The sequence below is a fragment of the Nocardia sp. NPDC127606 genome, from assembly GCF_042671725.1.
Taxonomy (GTDB): Bacteria; Actinomycetota; Actinomycetes; order Mycobacteriales; family Mycobacteriaceae; genus Nocardia.
Genome location: NZ_JBHXWQ010000008.1, coordinates 273,947 through 295,492 on the forward strand (window position 1 = coordinate 273,947; position 21,546 = coordinate 295,492).

Sequence of the window (21,546 nt, forward strand, 5' to 3'; positions counted from 1 at the left end):
GTGTCGCGGGGCCCCGGTCGTCGCTGGGTGGATCAGGACAGGGGAAGGTCCGGGATCCGGGTGGCACGGGCGTACACCGTCTCACCCTCGGTCAGGTGCAGCGCCGCGGCATCACCGCGGGTGACCTGGGCGGCGAACTGGTCACCGGTCGCGGCATTGCGCAGTTCCAAGCGCACCTCGAAACCGAGACGCACGATCCGCTCGACCGTGGCCCTGGTGACGCCCGCCGATTCGGCGGTGCCCTCGTGTTCGGCCATCGCCATGCTCGGATCGCGCCCGACGCGGATGTCGTGCGGGCGGACCAGGTGGCCGTTGAGCCGGGCGACCGCGCCGAGGAACGACATCACGAACTCGTTGGCGGGCCGGTCGTAGACCTCCTCGGGCGAACCGACCTGCTCGATGCGGCCCTTGTTCATCACCGCGATCCGGTCGGCCACATCCAGGGCCTCCTCCTGGTCGTGGGTGACCAGGACGGTGGTCACGTGGACCTCGTCGTGCAACCTGCGCAGCCACTGCCGCAGATCGGTGCGCACCTTCGCGTCGAGCGCGCCGAACGGCTCGTCCAGGAGCAGCACCTGCGGGTCGACGGCCAGTGCGCGGGCCAGTGCCATGCGCTGACGCTGACCGCCCGAGAGCTGCGCCGGGTAACGGTGCTGGAACCCGTCGAGGCCGACGATGCCGAGCAACTCGTCGACGCGCTTGTCGATCTCCTTCTTCGGCCGCTTGCGGATGGTCAGGCCGAAGGCGACGTTGTCGCGCACGGTCATGTGCTTGAACGCGGCGTAGTGCTGGAACACGAAGCCGATATCGCGCTTCTGCGGCGCCACGTGGGTGACGTCGTTGCCCGCGATCACCACCACGCCCGAGTCGAGGGACTCGAGGCCGGCGATCGAGCGCAGCAGCGTCGACTTGCCCGAACCCGACGGGCCGAGCAGGGCGGTGAGCTGGCCTGCGGGGATATCGATGCTGACATCGTCGAGGGCGGCGAAGGAACCGTAGTTCTTGCGCGCGTTGGTCACGGTGATCATTCGGTGCCCCGCTTGCGTTCGAGGAGAGTCATCAGGAGAAGGACGATCAGCGCCATACCCATCAGCAGGGTGGCCGCGCTGTAGGCGCCGAAGGTGTTGTGGTCGTTGATGTAGCGGCCGTGCACCAGCAGGGTGAGCGTCTGGGATTTGCCGGGCAGCGCGGTGGAGACCATGATCACCGCGCCGAATTCGCCCAGCGCGCGGGCCACGGTGAGCACGACGCCGTAGGTCAGGCCCCAGCGGATGGCGGGCAGGGTGATGCGCCAGAAGGTCTGCCAGCGCGAGGCGCCGAGGGTGGCCGCGGCCTGCTCCTGATCGTCACCGATCTCGTGCAGCACCGGCTCCACCTCACGCACCACGAACGGCAGCGTGACGAAGATGGTCGCGATCACCATGCCGGGCAGGCTGAAGATCACCTTGAAGCCGAGCGATTCCAGCCCGCCGAACCAGCCGCCCGCGCCCCACAGCAGGATCAGCGATACACCGACGACCACCGGCGACACCGCGAACGGCAGGTCGACGATGCCCTGCATGAGGCTGCGGCCGGGGAACTTGCTCCGGACCAGCGCCAATGCGGTGACCACACCGAAGACCACGTTCAGCGGCACCACGATGAGCACGATGATCATCGACAGCTGGAACGCCGAGATGGCCGCGGGCGTGGTGATCGAGTCGATGAACGCGCCGATCCCCCGCTCGAACGTGCGCAGCAGGATGATCACCAGCGGCAGCACCAGCAGGATCAGCAGGTAGGCCAGCGCGATGGTGCGCAGCGAGATCCTGGTGAACGCGGACAGTTTCATCGGGCCGCCTCTTCTTTGCGCGAGGTGCGTTCGGCGAGGATCCGCAGCACGAGCAGGCTGACGAACGAGATCACCAGCAGCGCCACCGACACCGCGGCCGCGTTGACCGGCCGGTCGACCTCGATCTGCTGCTGGATGTACTGCGAGGTCATCTGCGTCTCACGCGGGATGTTGCCGCCGATCAGCACCACCGACCCGTACTCACCGATCGCCCTGGCGAAGGCGAGGCCGCCGCCGGAGATGATCGCCGGAGCCAGGGTGGGCAGCACGATGCGCCGGAAGGTGATCCAGTTGCTCGCGCCCAGCGACAGCGACGCCTGCTCCACTTCCTTGTCGACCTCGATCAGCACCGGCTGCACCGAGCGCACCACGAACGGCAGCGTGACGAAGGCCAGCGCCACCACCAGACCGGGCTGGGTGGCGTTGAGGTGGATGTCGACCGGGCTGTTCGGGCCGTAGAGCGAGAGCAGCACGATCGAGGCGACGATCGTGGGCAGCGCGAACGGGAGGTCGATCAGCGCGTTGACGATGCCCTTGCCGCGGAACTCGTCACGCACCAGCACCCAGGCGATCAGGGTGCCCATCACGACATTGATCACGGCGACGATCACCGAGACGCCGATCGTCACCTTCAGCGAATCGAGCGCCGAGGGCGCGGTGACCGCGTCCCAGAAGCCCGACCAGCCGTCTTCGAAGGAGCTGACGGTGAGCGCCGCCAGCGGCAGCAGCACGATGATGCTGAGCCACAGCACGGCGACGCCGATGCCGAACGGGCCCACCGACCCGGTGACGCGCAGCCAGGCCCAGCGAGGTCCGCGCGAGGTCGGCGGCTTCTTGTCCAGTTTCACGGCGCCGCCGGGATCGGAGGTATCCCCGGTCCCGGCGGGCCCACTGCTGTCAGTCACAGTTGTCCAGTATCGCGTGTGAGCCGGGTCACGGCTTACTTGGTGGCCTTGTCGTAGATGACCGCGACCTTGCCGGTGCCCTGCGCGAACAGATCCTTGTCGACAGCCTTCCAGCCACCGAGGTCATCGATGGTCCACAGCTTGGCCGGGGTCGGGAAGTCCTTGGCGAACTCGGCGGCGACCTTCGGGTCGACCGGACGGAAGCCGGCCTGCGCCCACGCCTTCTGGCCCTCGGCGGTGAAGAGGAAGTCGCGGAACGCGGTGGCCTTGGCCAGGTTCTTGGAGTTCTTCAGCACCGCGACCGGGTTCTCGATCTTGAAGGTGGTGGGCGGGTTGATGTGCTCGATCGGGTCGCCGTTGCGCTCGGAGAAGATGGCCTCGTTCTCGTAGCTCAGCAGCACGTCACCGGTGCCCTGCAGGAAGGTCTCGGTGGCTTCACGGCCCGACTTGGGCTGCACCTTCACGTGCTCGGGCGAGACCAGCTGCGACAGGTAGTCCAGACCGGCCTGCTGGTTCTTGCCGCCGTCGCTCTTGGCGGCGTAGGGCGCGAGCAGGTTCCACTTGGCCGAGCCCGAGCTGAACGGGTTCGGGGTGACGACCTCGACGCCCGGCTTCAGCAGGTCGTCCCAGTCCTTGATGCCCTTGGGGTTGCCCTTGCGCACCACCAGGGTGACGACCGAACCGAAGGGGATGCCCTTGGTGGCGTCGGCGTTCCAGGTGGACTCGACCAGACCGGCGTCGACCAGGCGGGTGATGTCGGGTTCCACGGAGAAGTTCACGACGTCGGCCTCGGCGCCGTCCTTGACCTTGCGCGACTGGTCGCCCGAGGCGCCGTAGGAGGCCTGGATCTGCACGCCCTTGCCCGCGTCGGTCTTGTTGAACTCGGGCACGACCTTGTCGAAGCCCGGCTTCGGGACGGCGTAGGCGTAGAGGTTGAGGGTGCCCCCGCTGCCGTCGGCCACGGTAGCGCCGCCGTCGGTCGAGTCGCTGGCGCCACCGCCGCAGGCGGTCAGGGCGACCGCGGCGACAGCAGTGACAGCGATGGCGGCGGCGCGGCGGCGCGAGCCGATCCAGGTGTTGCGAGACATCGGGGTGAACCTTTCGGGAAAGGACCTGCGGCGCAACGACTATCGTGGCGGCAGGGAAACTCGTGTCGATCGGTAGACCTGCCGTACGTGGATATACGGCAGTTGGCGCGACTCGGGCCCAATGGCCCCCGGAGTTACGGACTACGACTGCGAAAGGAAAGCGCGCGCCAGTCTACTGGGCAAGAACGCGCAGACGAGTCCGGTGGCCGATCATCGACAGAGAATGTCCGCGACCGCGAGGTTGCCGACAGCGATCAACGCCAACTCATGGCGGATCTGCGGGGCGACACTCGACGACACAGGCAGACTGTAGCAGATTACGACATGATGATCGCAATCGACGAGAGTTCTCTAACCAGGGGGGATTTCATCCTATGACCATGGCTCCAGACCGGGTTCGCACGCGTTTTCCGGAGATCAGCACGCGCGCTTGGGAACACCCGGCCGACCGCACCGCGCTCGTGGCGCTGCGCTCGCTGAGCGGCTTCGACACGGTCCTGCGCGCGCTGTCGGGATTGCTGCGGGAGCGCCAGCACCGGTTGATGTATCTGGCGACCGCCGTGCGGGTCGACGATCGGCAGTTCCGCACCCTGCACCAGTTGCGCGCGGACTGCGTCGGCGTGCTCGACGCCCAGTCCACGCCGGAGATGTTCGTGCTCCAGGACCCGTCGGTGAACGCGTTCACCATCGGCATGGACAAGCCGTTCATCGTGCTCACCACCGGCCTGCTCGAACTGATGGACACCGAGGAACTGCGGTTCGTGGTCGGCCACGAACTCGGCCACGCGCTGTCCGGGCACGCGGTGTACCGCACGATGCTCATGCACCTGATGCGGCTGTCGGCCTCGGTCGGCTGGATGCCGGTGGGCGGCTGGGCGCTGCGCGCGATCGTGGCGGCGCTGATGGAGTGGAGCCGCAAGTCGGAGCTGTCCGGCGACCGGGCGGGGCTGCTGTGCTGCCAGGACGTGGAGGCTTCGGTGCGCGTGCACATGAAGACCGCGGGCGGCGCGTGGCTGCACGAGATGAACCACGGCGCGTTCCTCGACCAGGCCGACGACTACATGCGCTCGGGTGACCTGCGCGACGGCGTACTCAAGCTGCTCAACCTGGAACTGCAGTCGCACCCGTTCTCGGTGCTGCGTGCGGCCGAGCTGCGCCGCTGGATCCAGTCCGGTGAGTACGAGCGGGTGCTCGGCGGCAGCTACCCGCGTCGCGAGCAGGACAAGAACGCGCGCATCAGCGACGAGGTCAAGGAGGCGACCCGGCACTACCGCGAGTCGTTCGACCAGTCCGAGGACCTGCTGGTCCGCACGGTGCGCGACCTGGGCCGCGACGTGGGCTCGGCGGTGAACACGGTCGGCCAGGAAGTCGGTCGCACGGTCTCCGACCTGGGCAAACGCTTCGACGATTGGCGCAAGAACTAGCTGCTGTGTCGGCGCGGGCCGGTGCCCGCGCCGACTACCGCGTGAAGAACCACGCGATGACGACCAGGAATAGCAGGGCGATGAGCGCGAGCTGGACGCGAGAACGTGGCATCAGCGGGCACCGCTGCCGACAGTCGGGCGCTCGGCGAGGGTGACCGGCACGGGCGGTTCGGTGCGATCGTCGCGGCGCAGCACCCGGAAGGCCATGCGCAGGCTGCGGTCGAGCAGGAAGGCGATGGCGAAGCTGATCGGGACCATGCCGACCAGCACCACGAGAAACTGCGGAATGAAGGGCAGCCCGGCTACCCAGAGTTCGAAGCCGTCCCACCAACCTGCGATGCGTTGCACGCCGTCCAGCCTAGTCGGTCACCGTGAACACCCTCGCCGTCCGCATGGTCGCGGGCGAATTCCCGGCCACGACCGGCGGATCCGCCGAGATCGCCGCCCGCAGCGGTGGACGCGCGCCCGCACCGCCGTGATGATGGGGTATGGAGTCTTCCAGCGCTGACAGCCTGCCGATTCTGAGTCCGGTGTCCTCCAGCGGCCGTCGCGGCGCGTTTCCCCCGATCGACGACTACGCCTTCCTGTCCGACTGTGAGACCAGCTGCCTGATCGCCAGCAGCGGTTCGGTGGAGTGGATGTGCGTGCCACGCCCCGACTCCCCCAGCGTTTTCGGCGCGATCCTGGACCGCAGCGCCGGGCATTTCCGGATCGGCCCCTACGGAACGAACGTGCCCGCGGCGCGGCGCTACCTGCCGGGCGGAATGATCCTGGAAACCACCTGGCAGACCGAAACCGGCTGGCTGATCGTGCGCGACACGCTGGTACTCGGCCCGTGGCACAACAACATCGCCCGGTCCAAGACCCACCGGCGCACTCCGATGGACTGGGACGCCGAACACATCCTGTTGCGCACGGTCAAATGTGTGAGCGGCACCGTCGAACTCGAAATGAGTTGCCAGCCCTCGTTCGACTATCACCAGGGCGGAGCCAAGTGGGAGTACACCGGCAAGGTCTACGAGCAGGCGACCGCCCGGGCGTCGAGCGATCCCGACAGTGCGCCGTCGCTGATTCTCACCACCGATCTGCGCCTCGGCCTGGAGGGCAGGGAGGCACGCGCCCGCACCAGGATGGCCGAGGGCGACCAGGTGTTCGTCGCGCTCACCTGGTCGGAACTGCCCGCGCCCGCCACCTACGACGAGGCCGCGCAGAAGATGTGGGCGACCACCGAGTGCTGGCGGCGCTGGATCACCCAGGGTGATTTCCCCGACCATCCGTGGCGCAGCTACTTGCAGCGCAGCGCACTCACCCTCAAGGGGCTCACCTACGCGCCGACGGGTGCGCTCCTCGCCGCCTCCACCACCTCACTGCCGGAGACCCCTGGTGGACACCGCAACTGGGACTATCGCTACACCTGGGTGCGGGACGCGAGTTTCGCGCTGTGGGGCCTGTACACCCTCGGGCTCGACCGCGAGGCCAACGACTTCTTCGCCTTCCTCAACGACGTCACCACCGGTGAGAACGGGGACGCGGTCCCCCTGCAGGTGCTCTACGGAATCGGCGGCGAACGGCAGATCACCGAATACGAGCTGCCGAATCTGTCCGGCTACGACGGCGCGCGACCGGTCCGCGTCGGCAACGCCGCCTACGACCAGGACCAGCACGACATCTGGGGCACCATGCTCGACGCGGTGTACCTGCACGTGAAGTCGCGCGGGCAGGTGCCGGAATCGCTGTGGCCGCTGCTCGAACGCACCGTGCACGCGGCGATCGCGAACTGGCGCAAACCAGATCGCGGGATCTGGGAGGTCCGCGGCGAACCGCAGGACTTCACCTCGTCGAAGGTGATGTGCTGGGTGGCACTGGATCGCGGTGCCCGCCTGGCGGAGTTGCACGGCCAGCACGAGCGCGCGGCCGAATGGTTCGAGATCGCCGAGGAGATCCGCGACGACGTCCTCGAATTCGGCGTCAGCGCGCAGGGCGTGTTCACCCAGACCTACGGCGGCGACACACTCGATGCCTCGCTGCTGCTGGTGGTGCTGACCCGTTTCCTGCCGCCCGACGATCCGCGCATCCGCGCGACGGTGCTCGCCATCGCCGACCACCTCACCGTCAACGGACTGGTGCTGCGCTACCGCACCGACACCACCGACGACGGACTGGAAGGCGAGGAGGGCACGTTCACGATCTGTTCGTTCTGGCTGGTCTCGGCGCTGGTGGAGATCGGCGAACTCGAACGGGCCACCGATCTGTGCGAGCGGCTGCTCGGACTGGCCAGCCCGCTGCGCCTCTACGCCGAGGAGATCGACTCACGCACCGGACGTCACCTGGGCAACTTCCCGCAGGCCTTCACCCACTTGGCGTTGATCAACGCCGTGACCCACGTGATCCGGGCCGAGGACCAGCGCAACGCGGGTCAGTTCCAACCGGCGCACACCCCGGCCAACCGTTCCTGAGGGGTCAATACGCGAGATGTTCGGCGCGGGCTCTGATGCCGGCCACCGTGCGCAGGCCCTCGTCGATCTCGGTGATACGCAGTTCGCGATGGTCGCCGTAGCGCAGGCCCGTCTCCTCGGCGGCGCGCAGGGCCTCGTCGGCGGTGCGGCCCACTTCGGCGGCGATCTCGGTGTAGTGGTCGCGCAGCACACGTTGCAGGGAGCGCAGGCGGTTCCGCGATTCCTTGCCCACCTGGAAGATCACGTCGTCGGCCAGGCGGGCGACCGCTACCTTGGCCTCGGCCTGCCTGCGGTGTTTGCGGTTCTTGCGATCGTCCCACAGCGCGTTCACGCCGAGCAGCACACCCGCGCCGGCGGAATACCAGTTCACCAGCGACATGCCGAGCAGGCTGGTGGCCAGACCGACCATCAGGATGCCGCCGTAGGAGCCACGCAGCGCGGTGAGCAGCTGCTGTCCCACACCGGCTTTGGCGCTTTCGAGAGGTTCCAGCGGCTGCACCGGCTCCAGGACCTCGCCGGGGTTGGTCAGCCGCAGTTCGGGCAGCGGCGGGGTTCGGTTGTCGGGCGGGAACTTCGAGGCCACCTGCTCGGTGAGCTCGACGGCGCGGTAGTGCGCCATCACGAAGTTCTCCTCGACCGCCTCACAGATCCGCGCGTCCAGTTCGGAGGCGAAATCGGACCACTTGCGGGCAGGGTCGGTGCGGGTGATCTCGGCCTCGGCCTCACGGACCAGCGTGCGCAGCCGGTGCCGCAGATCGTGTTCGATGTCGGCGCTGAGCTCGGAACTGCCGTCGACGAGGGTGACCTGCCAGGTGGCGGTGCGCTGTCGCAGCTGATCGGCGGTGGTACGCGCGGCGGCGAGGCGCTGGGTGATCTCGGCGCGTCTGCGCGGGTCGCGCAGCGTGTCCGACTCGGCCCGCAGAGTGACGGTGAGCTGGTCGGTGATCAGCGCGATATCGCGCACCGCGGCCGCCACGGCCACCGAATCAGCCTGGGCGACAACATATTCCCGCAGGTGATCGATGAGCTGGGGCACGCCCGACTCGGCGTCACGCTGCTGGTCGCCGCGCTCGGCGGCCTCTCGATGCAGCAGACCCGAGACGGGAGCCACCGCGAAGTTCAGCCCGGCGCCGTCGAGCAGCGCGCGATTGCGCCGCTGGGTGAGCGACCACTGCGGGTTGCGGTCGATCTTGGTGAGTACGCAGACCACCGACGGGCACACCTGCTCGACCCGGCGCAGGTAGTCGAGCTGCGCCTCGGTGAGTTCGGCGGCGGAGTCGGCGGCGTAGAGGACGACATCGGCGGCGGCGATCATCGACCAGGCGGCCGCCTCGTGCGCGGTCGAGCCGGGCGCGTCCATCACGACGAGACCGTCGGCCAGCAGCCCACTCGGCTCGGCGAACTCGGCGCGCAACACACCGAGCGCGGTCAGGGCGGGAAGAGGATTCAGCGGGTCGACGGGCACCCGTTCGACCCGGCCACCCGGCGCCGATTTCACCAGCGTCGCCTTCGGCGCCTGGCCGTATTCGACGATCACCGGAACGCTCGGCTTGCCCTCGGTGGCACTGACCGGGGACCCGACCATGCTGTTGACCAGCGTGCTCATCCCCGCCTGCGGTTCACCGACGACGACGATCCGGACCCGCGGATCGCTGAGCCTGGCCCGCACCATGCCGAGACGGGCATCGAGGTCGTTGCGGCCGCCCGAGCGGACCAGTTCCCGCAGTTCGTCGACCAGCGCGACAACGGGAGCCATCACATCCGGATGCTTCACCGTCGCGGTCTGCAGTCCGGCTGCGGCAGACACCTGTTCCTCACTCTCGTCGCATCGACACGGCCGAAATCGTCGTGTCAGACCACGAAGTCATACCCATGGTGCTCGATGGGAAACGCGGCGGCGTGCAAATCGCCGCCACCCAAGCCCGTATCGAACAATCCGGCCGAAACGCCATGGTAACCGCTGTCGTGCTGGTCGAACTCGGCGGCGATCGGCTTGGTCTCGATGACCGGGGGTTTTACCGGCGCGACGGTCGGCTGCACGGTGACCGGCGGCGGGGCGACCACCGTCGGCGGGTCGATGTCGACGGTCGGCTGCTTGGTGGGCGGATCGATGGTCGGCTGCTTCGTCGGCGCCGTCGGCTGCTGGGTGGGCACCGACGCGCTCGTGTGCGGGGTGGTCTGGCTGGGCACATCGACGGTCGGAGTACTCCCACCGGTGGAGGGGGTCGTCGCGCCGCCGGTGCCGGTACCCGGCTTGGTGGTGAAGTCGTCGTCGGGAGTGGTCGGCTTGGTCGGGACGGTCGAGCCGGTGTGGCCGGTCGGCGGCACAGTGATCGGCACCTTGGTGACGTCGGGCACAGTCGGGGTCGTGACCGTCGGCACCTTCACCGTCGTCGGGGTGTCGAGGTCGACCGTCGGGACCTTGGAGGGAACCGTCACCGGCACGGTCGTCGAGGTGTGGCTGCCACCGGAGACTTCGGGCAGCACAACGGGTTTCGTCGGCGTGGCCGGGGTGAACAACGCGGGCACCGAGGCCGCGGGCGCGGTCAGCGGCGACACGGCTTGATGGCCGAACACATTCGCGATCGGGGTGGAGGCCGCGTCGGGCTGGATGGTGGTCTGCAACGGCGTGCTGACCACGGGGTTGACCGCGACCGGCGCGGGCGCGACAGGGGCGACCGGCGCGGGCACGGGGGCGATCGGGGCCGGCGCGTGCGCGGGAGCCGCGGCGAACGGCGTCGCCGGGGCGGGCGCAGGCGCCGCGATGGCCGGGGCGGGGGCCGCGAGCGCCGGAGCGGGCGCCGTGGTGCCGGGCAGACCGATGCCCGACGAGGACGAACCGGGCAGGCCGGGAGCCCCCGACGACGAGTTGCCCAGACCGGTTCCGCCGGACGAGGAGGTGCCGAGGCCGGACCCGGGCGCTGTGGCGCCTGCGGTGTCGCCGGGAACCTTCAGCCCGTTACCGAGCCACTGGCCGTAGTCGTCGAGCTGATCGCCGACCTGGCCGACCTGCACGTCGACCTTCATCTGCGAGGTGGCCCACACGCCGTCGAGCCCGACGTGGACGTCGACCTGCCAGTCGGTGGTCACCATCGCGCCGACACCGTCGAACATGCCGCCGATACCGTCGAACGCACCGTCGAGGTTGCCGATCCCGTCGAACATGCCGCCGGCGGAATCGCCACCGGGCAAACCGACGCTGTCGTAGCCGGGGATGCCGAACCCGTTGCCGGGCAGACCGTCATAGCCCGGAATGCCGATGCCACCGCCCGGCAGACCGTCGAAACCGGGCAGGCCGTTGCCGACGCCGGGAAGGTCGAAACCGGGCAGATCGCCATGACCTGGCAGACCGTCGAAACCGGGCAGATCGAAGCCGGGGTCCGGGGTGGTGCCGGGTAGCGGGTTCGGGGTGTCGTGGTACCCCGGCCCGGCCGGTGTGTGCCCGTAGCCCGGTATGCCGATGCCGCTGGACGGCTCGTCACTGCCGGGTATCCGGAATTCACGATCACCGTCGGAGCCGGGAATCTCTGGGCGCCGGGCGGATTCGTTCGTCGCCGCGACCATCGTGACGCCGGAGTTCGGCGGCGCGGCGAACGGCGTGTGCGGTACTACGGGGGCGGGCGTGGGCTCGACGGCCAAGTCGGGGAAGGTCACGATGGGGCTCGGTGCGTCCGGGCTCGGATCGGTGGGGACGGTCTGCTGCGACCAGCCCGCGTACCGGCTGTCGGCATTGCTGGTGCCCGGCTCGCGCGTGGTCCCGTTGGCCGCGACCAACGCGCCACCGGTGACATAGGCGCCGGCCCTGGCCACCCGGGCTACGCCGTTGGCGATCCGGTAGGCCGTGTCCGACCCCTCCGACCCCTCTGCGCGCGCGGCACCGTCGTCGAAAGGCAGATCACGCGTCATCAAAGCTCCAACACTCGCATCTCTGTGGTTCCCCACCACAAACAGCGGCGAAGTGAGGCCCATCCAACACTATTTCCCGGACGTCGGCCTGTCATTTCGTGCAGGCCGGTTGGTACCCGCTCACCTTATGGCGAGCAACATCTTTCGGCGAGCCCGGGGAATCAGGGGCGCGCACGATCCCAAGAGAACTCTAACGATTGCTCAACGGAGCGTGAAGATCGGAACCCTAGCGTCAGTGCGGTCGACCGAGAAGGTCGGTGAAACGCATAGTCAGGAGCCCGATCATGACCGCACTCTCCACCCGTCACCGCGTCAAGGCCGCCGCACTGCTCGGCGGTGCCGCCGTGATCACCGCCACTGTGACGGGCGTCGCGTCCGCCGATCCGGGCGAGCGCCCCGACGACGGCCGGGCAACCACGATCATCTGCACCGCGCCGGGCGGCGGGGACGTTCCCGGACTGCCCCCGCTGCCCGCCGAGCCCGGAGTCCGTGTCGAACGCGCCGTTCCCGGTGAGCCCGGCCAGGAATACGGCCGGATCCACATCGAGCGCGCGGCCCCGGGCACCCCCGCCCCGTCGGTGGACGGTCCCGTGGAATGTCAGCGGATCCACCCCGATGGTGAGCGCACCATCGTCCCCGCACCCGGCGGCTTCGCCGATGTCGTCCCGGCGCCGGAGACCGGTTCTGCCGACACCCAGCCCGCACGACCGTTCTGACCAGCGTAAACAACGGAAAACACTAGGGTGAGTGCATGACGGGACAGCAGATCTTGGTCGTCGACGACGAGGTCCGCGTGCTCGCGTCGCTGCGGCGCGGCCTGGAGCTCTCCGGCTTCGAGGTGATCACCGCGCCCGACGGCGCGCGCGCACTCTCCCTGGTGGGAACCGCTGCCCCCGACGCCATGGTGCTCGACGTGAACATGCCCGAACTCGACGGCGTCGGGGTGGTCACCGCCCTGCGCGCGATGGGCAACGACATCCCCATCTGTGTACTCAGCGCGCGCAGCGCGGTCACCGACCGGATCGCCGCGCTCGAGCGTGGTGCCGACGACTATCTGACCAAGCCGTTCGACCTGGGCGAGCTGGTCGCGCGGCTGCACGCGCTGTTGCGACGCAGACCGGTCACCGCTGCCTCGTCGGCAGACACGATCCAGGTCGGCGAGGTCGTGATCGATCTGACCGGGCATCGGGTGCACGCGGGTTCGGCGCCGGTCGACCTCACCAAACGGGAGTTCGAGCTGCTCGCGATGCTGGCGCGCAATGCCGGGATCGTGCTCGGGCGCGAGCAGATCCTGTCGACCGTCTGGGGTTACGACTTCAGCACCGACACCAATGTGGTCGATGTGTTCGTCTCGTATCTGCGGCGCAAATTGGAGGCAGGCGGTGTCGCGCGGGTGGTGCACACCGTGCGCGGGGTCGGGTTCGTGCTGCGGGATCAGCCGTGAGGGCCTCGTGGTCGTTGCGGGTCCGGGTCGCGTTGGTGTCGGCGGCGGTGGCCGCGCTGGTCGCGGTCACCCTCGGACTGACCTACGCCGCGCTGCTGAAGGTGACGGGCACGAGCCAGCTCGATCAGACCGTGTCCAGCATGCGGGTGCAGATCGCGCAGCGCTACGACGGCGCGCCCGCGGAGCCACCCGAACTTCAGGAGCCCTTGGCCCCGGTTCCGTTGCCCACCAACGGGATACCGCGTGAGCGCACCATCGTGGTCCCCGGCGCCCCACCCGATGAGGCGCTCGCCCAGGTCCAGGGCGCCCCGGGGTTGCTGGTGCGGCTCGATCCCGATCGCGAACTCGTCGACGCCGCCATCACCCGCAGCCAGCTGATCGGCCTCGGCATCGGGGTGGCCGGGGTGATCGTCGCCGCCGTATTGGGGTGGGTGCTGGCCGGATTCGCCGCCCGCCCGCTGCGCAGACTCGCCACCGCCACCCACGAGATCGACACCCTCGACGAGTTGCCGCCGCTATCGGGACGCGGCGCCAAGGAGGCCGAGGAACTCTCCGACGCGATCAACCGGATGCTGGCACGTCTCGAGACCGCACACGGCGAGACCCGCCAGGCACTGGCCAGCGCTCGCGACTTCGCTGCCGTCTGCGCCCACGAACTCCGCACTCCGCTCACCGCCATGCGCACCGACCTGCAGGTGCTGTCCGGCACCGAACTGCCCGCCGATCAGCGCGGCGCCGTCCTCGCCGATGTGCTGGCCGCCGAGGGCCAGATCGAGCGCACCCTCACCGATCTGGAGCGTCTCGCCGTCGGCGAGCTCACCGATCACGGCGCGTTCGAACCGTTCGAACTGTGCGAGACCCTCGACCGCGCGGTGCAGAACGCCCGCCGCGCGAATCCCGGCGTCGACGTCACCCTCACCGCCTGCGATCCGGTCCCGGTACACGGGCTACCCGGCGGGATCATGCTGATCGTGACCAACGCGGTCGCCAACGCGGTCCTGCACGGCCGGGCCACCGAGGTCACCGTCGCCGCACGAGCCACCGCCGACGGCGCCGAGATCACCATCGACGACAACGGCACGGGCATACCGGAACACCTGTCCCCCACCGCTTTCGACCGCTTCGCCAAACGCCCCGGCTCTCCCGGCTCCGGTCTCGGCCTCGCACTGGTTCGCCAGCAGGCCGCATTGCATTCCGGCACCGCCGAACTCGCCCACAGCCCGCTCGGCGGCGTCCGCCTGCGGGTGGAAATAGCTCAGGCGCCGGTGAGCACCGGCGCCTGAGCATCGTTCTGGGGCTTGTCTACTTCTTGGGCTTGTCCGAATCCGAGGACAGTGCCGCCACGAAGGCTTCCTGGGGGACCTCCACGCGACCGATGGTCTTCATGCGCTTCTTGCCCTCCTTCTGCTTCTCGAGGAGCTTGCGCTTACGGCTGATATCGCCGCCGTAGCACTTGGCGAGGACGTCCTTGCGGATCGCCCGAATGTTCTCGCGGGCAATGATCTTCGCGCCGATCGCGGCCTGGATCGGCACCTCGAACTGCTGACGCGGGATCAGTTCGCGCAGCTTGGTCGTCATCTTGTGGCCGTAGGCCTGTGCGGCGTCGCGGTGCACGATCGCGCTGAACGCGTCGACGGCCTCACCCTGCAGCAGGATGTCGACCTTCACCAGATCGGCTTCCTGTTCGCCCGCCTCTTCGTAGTCGAGGCTGGCGTAGCCGCGGGTGCGCGACTTCAGCAGGTCGAAGAAGTCGAAGATGATCTCGGCCATCGGCATGGTGTAGCGCAGCTCGACGCGGGTCTCGGACAGGTAGTCCATGCCGCCCAGCTCGCCGCGACGCTGCTGGCACAGCTCCATGATCGAGCCGATGAACTCACTCGGCGAGATGACGGTGCACTTCACGATGGGTTCGTACACGTGCCGAGACTTGCCCTCCGGCCAGTACGACGGGTTGGTGACGACGTGTTCGGTGCCATCCTCCATCTCCACCCGGTACACCACGTTGGGCGCGGTGGAGATGAGCTCCAGGCCGAACTCGCGCTGCAACCGCTCGCGGGTGATCTCCATGTGCAGCAGACCGAGGAAGCCGCAGCGGAAACCGAAGCCCAGCGCCACCGAGGTCTCCGGCTCGTAGGTGAGCGCGGCATCGTTGAGCTGCAGCTTGTCCAGCGCGTCGCGCAGATCCGGGTAATCGGAGCCGTCGACCGGGTACAGACCGGAGTAGACCATCGGGCGCGGCTCGCGGTAGCCGGTGAGGGCCTCGGTGGCGCCGTTGCGGGCGCTGGTGACGGTATCGCCGACCTTCGACTGGCGCACGTCCTTCACGCCGGTGATCAGGTAGCCGACCTCGCCGACGCCGAGGCCCTGGGTGGGCTTGGGTTCGGGCGAGACGATGCCGACCTCGAGCAACTCGTGGGTCGCGCCGGTCGACATCATCTTGATCTTCTCGCGCGGGGAGATCTTGCCGTCGACCACGCGGATGTAGGTCACAACGCCCCGGTAGGTGTCGTAGACCGAGTCGAAGATCATCGCGCGGGCGGGTGCGTCGGCGTCGCCCACGGGGGCGGGGACGGCCTCGATCACCTTGTCCAGCAGTTCGGTCACGCCGACGCCGGTCTTGCCCGAGACGCGCAGCACGTCGCCCGGCTCGCAGCCGACGATGTGGGCCAGCTCGGCGGCGTAGCGATCGGGATCCGCGGCGGGCAGGTCGATCTTGTTCAGCACGGGAATGATCGTGAGATCCTTCTCCAGCGCCAGATACAGGTTCGCCAGCGTCTGCGCCTCGATGCCCTGGGCGGCGTCGACCAGCAGGATCGCGCCTTCACAAGCCTCGAGCGCGCGGGAGACCTCGTAGGTGAAGTCGACGTGGCCCGGGGTATCGATCAGGTGCAGGACATAGTCGGTGCCGTCGACCTGCCACGGCAACCGCACGTTCTGCGCCTTGATCGTGATGCCGCGCTCACGCTCGATATCCATCCGGTCCAGGTACTGGGCGCGCATGGCCCGCTCCTCGACCACACCGGTCAGCTGCAACATCCGATCGGCCAGGGTCGACTTGCCATGGTCGATGTGGGCGATGATGCAGAAGTTCCGGATCCGGGACGGATCGGTGAACGTCGTATCGGCAAAACTGGAAGCCACTCCACTCCTCGCGGGGTATAGGCGAACTGCGCCCATCGTCCCATGCGCCCAGCTACACCACTCGCACCGGTGCACCCGACCGTGAGTAGACCTGTTCATTCCGCCGAACCCCGGCCCTGTCACCGGTGCACCGAAGTGCGAGTCGGCGTTATATTTCACAGATGGCCAGCAGTTGGAACAGTCTCGGCAAGCAGCTCGGCGTCATCGCCAAGGAGCAGGGGCCCAAAATCGTGCGCAAGCAGGGGCCGCGACTGCTCGAGAAGCTGGTGGACGCACTGGCGACCAAGCCGGGACCCGCCGTCGCGGTCCGCCCGACGGCCTCGACCCCCGTGCCGACGGCGCATCGCGCCCGCCAGATCGTCTACTGCCCGCAGCTCGACGGGCGCGCCGACCCCGGCGAGATCGTGTGGACCTGGGTGCCGTTCGAGGAAGACCCGACCAACGGCAAGGACCGGCCGGTGCTGGTGGTCGGACGCGACCGCAAGACCCTGCTCGGACTGATGCTGTCGTCCAAGGCCGACCGCGCCCACGACCGCAACTGGGTGGGCATCGGCACCGGGCCGTGGGATCACGACGGCAGGCCGAGCTGGGTGCGGCTGGACCGGGTACTCGACGTGCCGGAGGACGGCATCCGACGCGAGGGCGCGATCGTCGAGCGCAAGACCTTCGACCTGGTCGCGCACCGGTTGGTGGCCGAATACAGCTGGAGCTGAACGACAATCGAACCCCGACCCGGATCCGTCCGGGTCGGGGTTCGATGGTTCGAAGCTAGGAGTGCACGTCCTTGGACCGGCCGAAGATCAGGCCGTAGAGCAGTGCGCCCAGTGCCCCGCCGATCAGCGGGAAGACGATGAACGCCCATATCTGCCCCATCGCCCCGTCCTGATACGGCGCGACGCCCAGGCTGCGCGCCGGGTTCACCGAGGTGTTGTCGATCGGCAGCGAGACCAGGTAGATCACTGTGAGCGTGACGCCGATCGAGAGCCCGGCCAGCGGCACGTCGGAGATCTGATCGGTCGAGGCCAGCACCACGAACACCAGCAGCGCGGTGAGCATCACCTCGATGATGATGGTGGCCGCCAAGCCGTACCCGTTCTGCACCACCACCTCACCGAGTGGACCGGTCACCGCCGACGGGCTGTGCGCGCCCCAGCCGTTGGCGCCGAGACCGTCGACCGGACGGTCGTAGGCGGGCAGGTTGTTGGCCAACGCGAACAGCACGAGTCCGGCAAGGAACGCGCCGACCAGTTGGGCGATCACATAGCCCACCGCGCCGATCGCGCTGATCCGCCCGAGCAACATGTGCCCGAGCGTGACAGCCGGGTTGACATGGCAGCCCGAGATCGGCCCGATCGCGTAGACCAGAAACATCAGCGACAGCCCGAAAGCGAAGGCGACACCGAGCGGGCCCACCCGATCACCCGCCAGCACCATCGTGCCGACGCCACAGATCACGAGGATGAAAGTGCCGAGCCCCTCGGCCGCCCACTTCTTCGGCTCCGGGACGACTTCGATTTCGACGAGTTCCTGTGCAGTGGGAGACATCGGCCGCCACCTCTCCGGGAGGAATCAACCCCGCGGCGAGCGGGGTCCGCACGAGCCTCTCGGACACTACGCGAGCCGGGTGACCTCCACAACGACCTCCAGGTCTGTCGAGCCGCCGCCGGAGAACACGCCTTTCAGCGGCGGCACATCGGCGTAGTCCCGACCGACGCCGACCGACACGTGCTGCTCGTTGACGGCGAGATTGTTGGTCGGGTCGTAGCCCCACCACTGCCCGGTCCACGCCTCGATCCACGCGTGCGACTGGCCCGCCACCGTTTCGCCGATCGCCGCGCCCGGCTTCGGATGCAGATAGCCGGACACATAGCGACTGGGAATTCCCATGCTGCGCAACAACACCAGCGTCAGGTGGGCGTAGTCCTGGCACACGCCGCGACGTTCGGCGAAGGCCTGCAGTGCCGAGGTGTGCACCGAGGTCGTGCCGGCGATGTAGTCCATCTCCTTGTGCACCCACTCGGCCGCGCGCACCACCGCCTTGGCCGGCTCCTCACCGCGCGAGAGCTGACGCGCCACGGTCGACAGTTTGCGATCGCGCGGCACATAGGCGGTGGGACTGAGCATTTCGTCGAACCGGTCGATGACCCGCCCGCCCTGCAGTTCGTCCCAGCTCAGTTCCTCGGTGGGTTCGGCGAACGGTTCGGTCTCGACCACCGAGGACCCGGTCACCTCGAGTTCGGTGTGCGGTGCGTGCAGGTCGAAGGCCGTGACCGCGGTGCCCCAGTAGTCGGTGTAGCGATAAGCCCTTGTGGCGGGCACGGTTTCGACGCGATTGAGGATCACGTTCTGCCTGCTGTCGGCGCGCGGGGTGAGCCTGGCCTCGTTGAACGAGCGCGTCACCGGCGCGTCGTAGACATAACCGGTGGTGTGCACCACCCTGATCCGCCAACTCATAGCTCTCCCTCAACCTGCACGCGGCCGTCCTGCTTGCTGCGCACGTCGGTCCACGCCACCCACGGGGCGGCATGGAAGTACTGGCGTGACACGGCTTCACTGAGCTCACGGCACGATTTCTGCAGGGCGAGCAAGCGGCTCTGCAGATCTTCCAACAACACTCCCGGCGGCAGGAACTCGAGTTCGCTGCGCGCGCGCCCGAGCACCCGTTGCGCCTCGTGCCGCGCGCCGACGCGACTGCCCGGCCGCTGATCGAGCTCGGTCAGGCAGGCTTCGGCAACGCGCAGCGTGTGGAACACCGAACGCGGGAACAGACGGTCGATCAGGATGAACTCGGCGACCCTGGCGGCGTCGAGGGCGCCGCGATGGGTGCGCAGGTAGGTGTCGTGCGCGCCCGCCGAGCGCAACACCGTCACCCAGGCGGGCGAGGAGGTCTTGTCACCGGCGCGCGAGAGCAGCAGGCGCACCATCATGTCCACGCGTTCGATGGACCGCCCGAGCAGCAGGAAGCGGTAGCCGTCGTCGCGACTCAGGGTCGAGTCGGTCAGTCCGGTGAACATCGCCGCCCTGCCCTTGATGTAGGAGAAGAACTCGTGCGGGCCCAGACCACGCGCCGCCCGCTCGGCCGCGGCCATGCCGTTGTAGGTGGCATTGAGGCACTCCCACATCTCGCTCGAGGTGACTTCGCGTGCGCCGCGGGCGTTCTCGCGGGCTTTGGTGATGGAGTCACTGATCGAGACGCCGTGGTCGTGGCTGTAGGCGACGAGATCGGTGACCGACCACACGTCCAGGCGCAGGCCCTCGGGCGGTTCGATGCCGAGCACCTTCAGCAGCACGCGGGATGTGCGGTCCGCGTCGACGGTGGCGTCTTCGAGCAGTTGGTGTACTGCCACGTCCAGGATGCGCGCTGTATCGTCGGCGCGCTCGACGTATCGGCCGATCCAGTAGAGGGATTCGGCGTTTCGAGCAAGCATGTCTCTATTCCCCGATCAACCGCTGTGTCTGCTGTTGTTGCTGCTGTTGCTGATTGGCCTGCGGCGTGCTGAGTTCGCGGCCGAGCTCGAACGAATCCGCCTGCGGCGGTTCACTGACCAGTTCGGGTCCGGCCAGCTCCCGGTCGACCGAACCCGCGCGCCCGGCCAGCACCCAGGTGTCCTTGCTGCCGCCGCCCTGACTCGAGTTCACCACCAGCGAGCCCTCCGGCAGCGCGACCCGGGTGAGACCGCCGGGCAGCACCCAGATGTCCTCCCCGTCGTTGACGGCGAACGGGCGCAGGTCCACGTGGCGGGGCGCGAGATCGTCGCCGATCTTGGTCGGCACCGTCGAGAGCTGCACCACCGGCTGGGCGATCCAGCCACGCGGGTCGGCCTTGATCTTGCGCTTGATCGCCTCCAGCTCGCGCGGCGAGGCGTCCGGCCCGATCACGATGCCGTAGCCACCGGAACCCTCGACCGGTTTCACCACCAGTTCACCGACCCGGTCGAGCACCTCCTCGCGTTCGTCGTCCAGCCAGCAGCGGAAGGTGTCGACATTGGGCAGGATCGGCTTCTCGCCGAGGTAGTACTCGATGATCTTGGGCACGTAGGTGTAGATGAGCTTGTCGTCGCCGACACCGTTGCCGACCGCGCTCGAGATCACCACATTGCCCGCGCGGGCGGCGTTGAGCACGCCGGCGACGCCGAGCACGGAGTCGGGGCGGAAGTGCATCGGGTCGAGGAACGTGTCGTCGATGCGCCGGTAGATCACATCGACCTGACGCTCCCCCGCCGTCGTGCGCATGTAGACGACATTGTCGCGGCAGAACAGGTCGCGCCCCTCCACCAGCTCGACACCCATCTGCCGGGCCAGCAGCGAATGCTCGAAGTAGGCGGAGTTGTGCACGCCCGGCGTGAGCACCACCACGGTCGGGTCGACCTCGTTGGGCGCCGCGGAGGCCCGCAGCGCCCGCAGCAGGTGGCCCGGATAGTCGCCCACCGCGCGCACCCGGTGCGAGGAGAACAGGTCGGGGAAGACCCGGGCCATCGTGCGCCGGTTCTCCATCACATAGGACACCCCCGACGGCGAGCGCAGGTTGTCCTCCAGCACCCGGAAGTCGCCCTTCTCGTCGCGGACCAGGTCGATACCGGACACGTGGATGCGCACGCCGTTGGGCGGGACCAGCCCGGCGGCCTCGCGGTGGAAGTGCTCACACGAGGTGACCAGACGCTTGGGAATCACCTGATCACGCAGGATGTTCTGCTCGCCGTAGACGTCGGCCAGGAACAGCTCCATCGCGGTGACCCGCTGTTTGATCCCGCGTTCGAGCTTGGCCCACTCCGCGGCGGCGATCACCCGCGGCACCAGATCCAGCGGGAACGGGCGCTCCTGGCCCGACAGCGAGAAGGTGATGCCCTGGTCGATGAACGCGCGGTCCAGCGCGTCCGATCGTTTGGCCAGGTCATCGACATCATTAGCGGCCATCGCGGCGTGGATGCCCTTATAGGGCGCCCGTACCTTTCCCGACGCGTCGAACATCTCGTCGAACGCGTCGGCGAAGCGGCCCGGGCCATATCCCTCGAACAAACCGGTGTGGGTGGCTGCCGGATGGCCGTTCGTTCTCACCATCGCCGGTGATGCAGATCGAGCCGTACTCGGCGCAGTGGTGGAGGTCATGACAAAAACTGTGCATCACCGGGCAGCAGGGTCGTGTGTGACACAGGTAAATTCTTTGCATCACCTGAAACGGGTGAAATCGGCGTCGACTCCCCGGTCGACCGGATGAGGGCCGATTTCGCCGGGGGATGGCGAGCTGGTAACCTCGATCTTCGGCGCGGTGTTACCCGTAGTTCAGCACCATCTGCTGCATCGTGGGCGCGCGCCCGACGAGCTTTCAAGGAATACCACCCAGCGACAGGAAA

19 protein-coding genes are annotated in these 21,546 nt (G+C 68.2%); 6 read left to right on the plus strand and 13 right to left on the minus strand.

Annotated elements, in window-relative coordinates; translation table 11 throughout:
- Positions 1-32 precede the first annotated feature (32 nt).
- From ACFVJ5_RS29345 to ACFVJ5_RS29365, 5 genes are all read right to left on the minus strand, one after another.
- Entirely contained in the window at positions 33-1,028 is a 996-nt protein-coding gene (locus ACFVJ5_RS29345; protein ID WP_379225005.1) for a sulfate/molybdate ABC transporter ATP-binding protein, read from the minus strand.
- The gene (gene cysW, locus ACFVJ5_RS29350) at positions 1,025-1,831 is read right to left on the minus strand and encodes a sulfate ABC transporter permease subunit CysW (RefSeq protein WP_379225007.1); all 807 of its coding nucleotides are present in this window, start codon (positions 1,829-1,831) and stop codon (positions 1,025-1,027) included. The genes ACFVJ5_RS29345 and cysW overlap by 4 nt, the downstream gene beginning before the upstream one ends.
- Entirely contained in the window at positions 1,828-2,679 is an 852-nt protein-coding gene (gene cysT, locus ACFVJ5_RS29355) for a sulfate ABC transporter permease subunit CysT (protein ID WP_379225123.1), read from the minus strand. The genes cysW and cysT overlap by 4 nt, the downstream gene beginning before the upstream one ends.
- Before the next feature lie 92 nt (positions 2,680-2,771).
- Positions 2,772-3,824 carry a sulfate ABC transporter substrate-binding protein gene (locus tag ACFVJ5_RS29360; RefSeq protein WP_379225009.1) on the minus strand — a complete coding sequence of 351 codons (1,053 nt, stop codon included), beginning with the start codon at positions 3,822-3,824 and terminating at the stop codon, positions 2,772-2,774.
- 210 nt (positions 3,825-4,034) lie between these two features.
- Positions 4,035-4,124, minus strand: coding sequence for an Ms4533A family Cys-rich leader peptide (locus ACFVJ5_RS29365; RefSeq protein ID WP_019045829.1), 90 nt, complete (start codon positions 4,122-4,124; stop codon positions 4,035-4,037).
- 74 nt (positions 4,125-4,198) lie between these two features.
- On the opposite strand from ACFVJ5_RS29365, the gene ACFVJ5_RS29370 reads away from it, so the two are divergent.
- Positions 4,199-5,248, plus strand: coding sequence for a M48 family metallopeptidase (locus tag ACFVJ5_RS29370; protein WP_378637452.1), 1,050 nt, complete (start codon positions 4,199-4,201; stop codon positions 5,246-5,248).
- Positions 5,249-5,359: 111 nt separating this feature from the next.
- Here the strand turns inward: ACFVJ5_RS29370 and ACFVJ5_RS29375 are convergent, their stop codons facing one another.
- Positions 5,360-5,596 carry a hypothetical protein gene (locus ACFVJ5_RS29375; RefSeq protein ID WP_379225011.1) on the minus strand — a complete coding sequence of 79 codons (237 nt, stop codon included), beginning with the start codon at positions 5,594-5,596 and terminating at the stop codon, positions 5,360-5,362.
- Positions 5,597-5,736: 140 nt separating this feature from the next.
- Between ACFVJ5_RS29375 and ACFVJ5_RS29380 the strand changes: the two genes are divergently transcribed.
- A complete protein-coding gene (locus ACFVJ5_RS29380; protein ID WP_379225013.1) occupies positions 5,737-7,704 on the plus strand; it encodes a glycoside hydrolase family 15 protein in 1,968 nt (655 codons plus the stop codon).
- Positions 7,705-7,708: 4 nt separating this feature from the next.
- On the opposite strand, the gene ACFVJ5_RS29385 is transcribed toward ACFVJ5_RS29380, so the two are convergent.
- Together ACFVJ5_RS29385 and ACFVJ5_RS29390 are read right to left on the minus strand one after the other, a co-directional pair.
- Complete coding sequence (locus tag ACFVJ5_RS29385) at positions 7,709-9,511, minus strand: hypothetical protein (protein ID WP_379225015.1); 1,803 nt, start codon at positions 9,509-9,511, stop codon at positions 7,709-7,711.
- 44 nt (positions 9,512-9,555) lie between these two features.
- Positions 9,556-11,610, minus strand: a complete 2,055-nt coding sequence (locus ACFVJ5_RS29390; protein WP_379225017.1) for a hypothetical protein — start codon at positions 11,608-11,610, stop codon at positions 9,556-9,558.
- Between the two features lie 284 nt (positions 11,611-11,894).
- Here ACFVJ5_RS29390 and ACFVJ5_RS29395 point away from each other — a divergent pair, with 284 nt between their 5' ends.
- From ACFVJ5_RS29395 to ACFVJ5_RS29405, 3 genes are read left to right on the plus strand one after another with little or no spacing between them, the layout of a single operon-like run.
- A complete protein-coding gene (locus tag ACFVJ5_RS29395) occupies positions 11,895-12,326 on the plus strand; it encodes a hypothetical protein (protein ID WP_379225019.1) in 432 nt (143 codons plus the stop codon).
- Positions 12,327-12,361: 35 nt separating this feature from the next.
- Positions 12,362-13,054 carry a response regulator transcription factor gene (locus tag ACFVJ5_RS29400; protein ID WP_379225021.1) on the plus strand — a complete coding sequence of 231 codons (693 nt, stop codon included), beginning with the start codon at positions 12,362-12,364 and terminating at the stop codon, positions 13,052-13,054.
- A complete protein-coding gene (locus ACFVJ5_RS29405) occupies positions 13,051-14,337 on the plus strand; it encodes an ATP-binding protein (protein WP_379225023.1) in 1,287 nt (428 codons plus the stop codon). Before ACFVJ5_RS29400 ends, ACFVJ5_RS29405 begins: the two co-directional genes overlap by 4 nt.
- A gap of 19 nt (positions 14,338-14,356) precedes the next feature.
- On the opposite strand, the gene lepA is transcribed toward ACFVJ5_RS29405, so the two are convergent.
- A complete protein-coding gene (gene lepA / locus ACFVJ5_RS29410) occupies positions 14,357-16,231 on the minus strand; it encodes a translation elongation factor 4 (RefSeq protein WP_379225025.1) in 1,875 nt (624 codons plus the stop codon).
- A 125-nt stretch (positions 16,232-16,356) separates the two neighbouring features.
- Here lepA and ACFVJ5_RS29415 point away from each other — a divergent pair, with 125 nt between their 5' ends.
- Positions 16,357-16,908 carry a type II toxin-antitoxin system PemK/MazF family toxin gene (locus tag ACFVJ5_RS29415; RefSeq protein ID WP_358187042.1) on the plus strand — a complete coding sequence of 184 codons (552 nt, stop codon included), beginning with the start codon at positions 16,357-16,359 and terminating at the stop codon, positions 16,906-16,908.
- A gap of 55 nt (positions 16,909-16,963) precedes the next feature.
- On the opposite strand, the gene ACFVJ5_RS29420 is transcribed toward ACFVJ5_RS29415, so the two are convergent.
- From ACFVJ5_RS29420 to ACFVJ5_RS29435, 4 genes are all read right to left on the minus strand, one after another.
- Positions 16,964-17,740, minus strand: coding sequence for an aquaporin (locus tag ACFVJ5_RS29420; protein ID WP_379225028.1), 777 nt, complete (start codon positions 17,738-17,740; stop codon positions 16,964-16,966).
- 66 nt (positions 17,741-17,806) lie between these two features.
- Positions 17,807-18,649 (minus strand): transglutaminase family protein, encoded by an 843-nt coding sequence (locus ACFVJ5_RS29425; protein ID WP_101463948.1) that lies wholly within the window; start codon positions 18,647-18,649, stop codon positions 17,807-17,809.
- Positions 18,646-19,623, minus strand: a complete 978-nt coding sequence (locus ACFVJ5_RS29430) for an alpha-E domain-containing protein (protein WP_378952873.1) — start codon at positions 19,621-19,623, stop codon at positions 18,646-18,648. Before ACFVJ5_RS29430 ends, ACFVJ5_RS29425 begins: the two co-directional genes overlap by 4 nt.
- A gap of 4 nt (positions 19,624-19,627) precedes the next feature.
- A complete protein-coding gene (locus tag ACFVJ5_RS29435) occupies positions 19,628-21,253 on the minus strand; it encodes a circularly permuted type 2 ATP-grasp protein (protein WP_379225125.1) in 1,626 nt (541 codons plus the stop codon).
- Positions 21,254-21,546 lie beyond the last annotated feature (293 nt).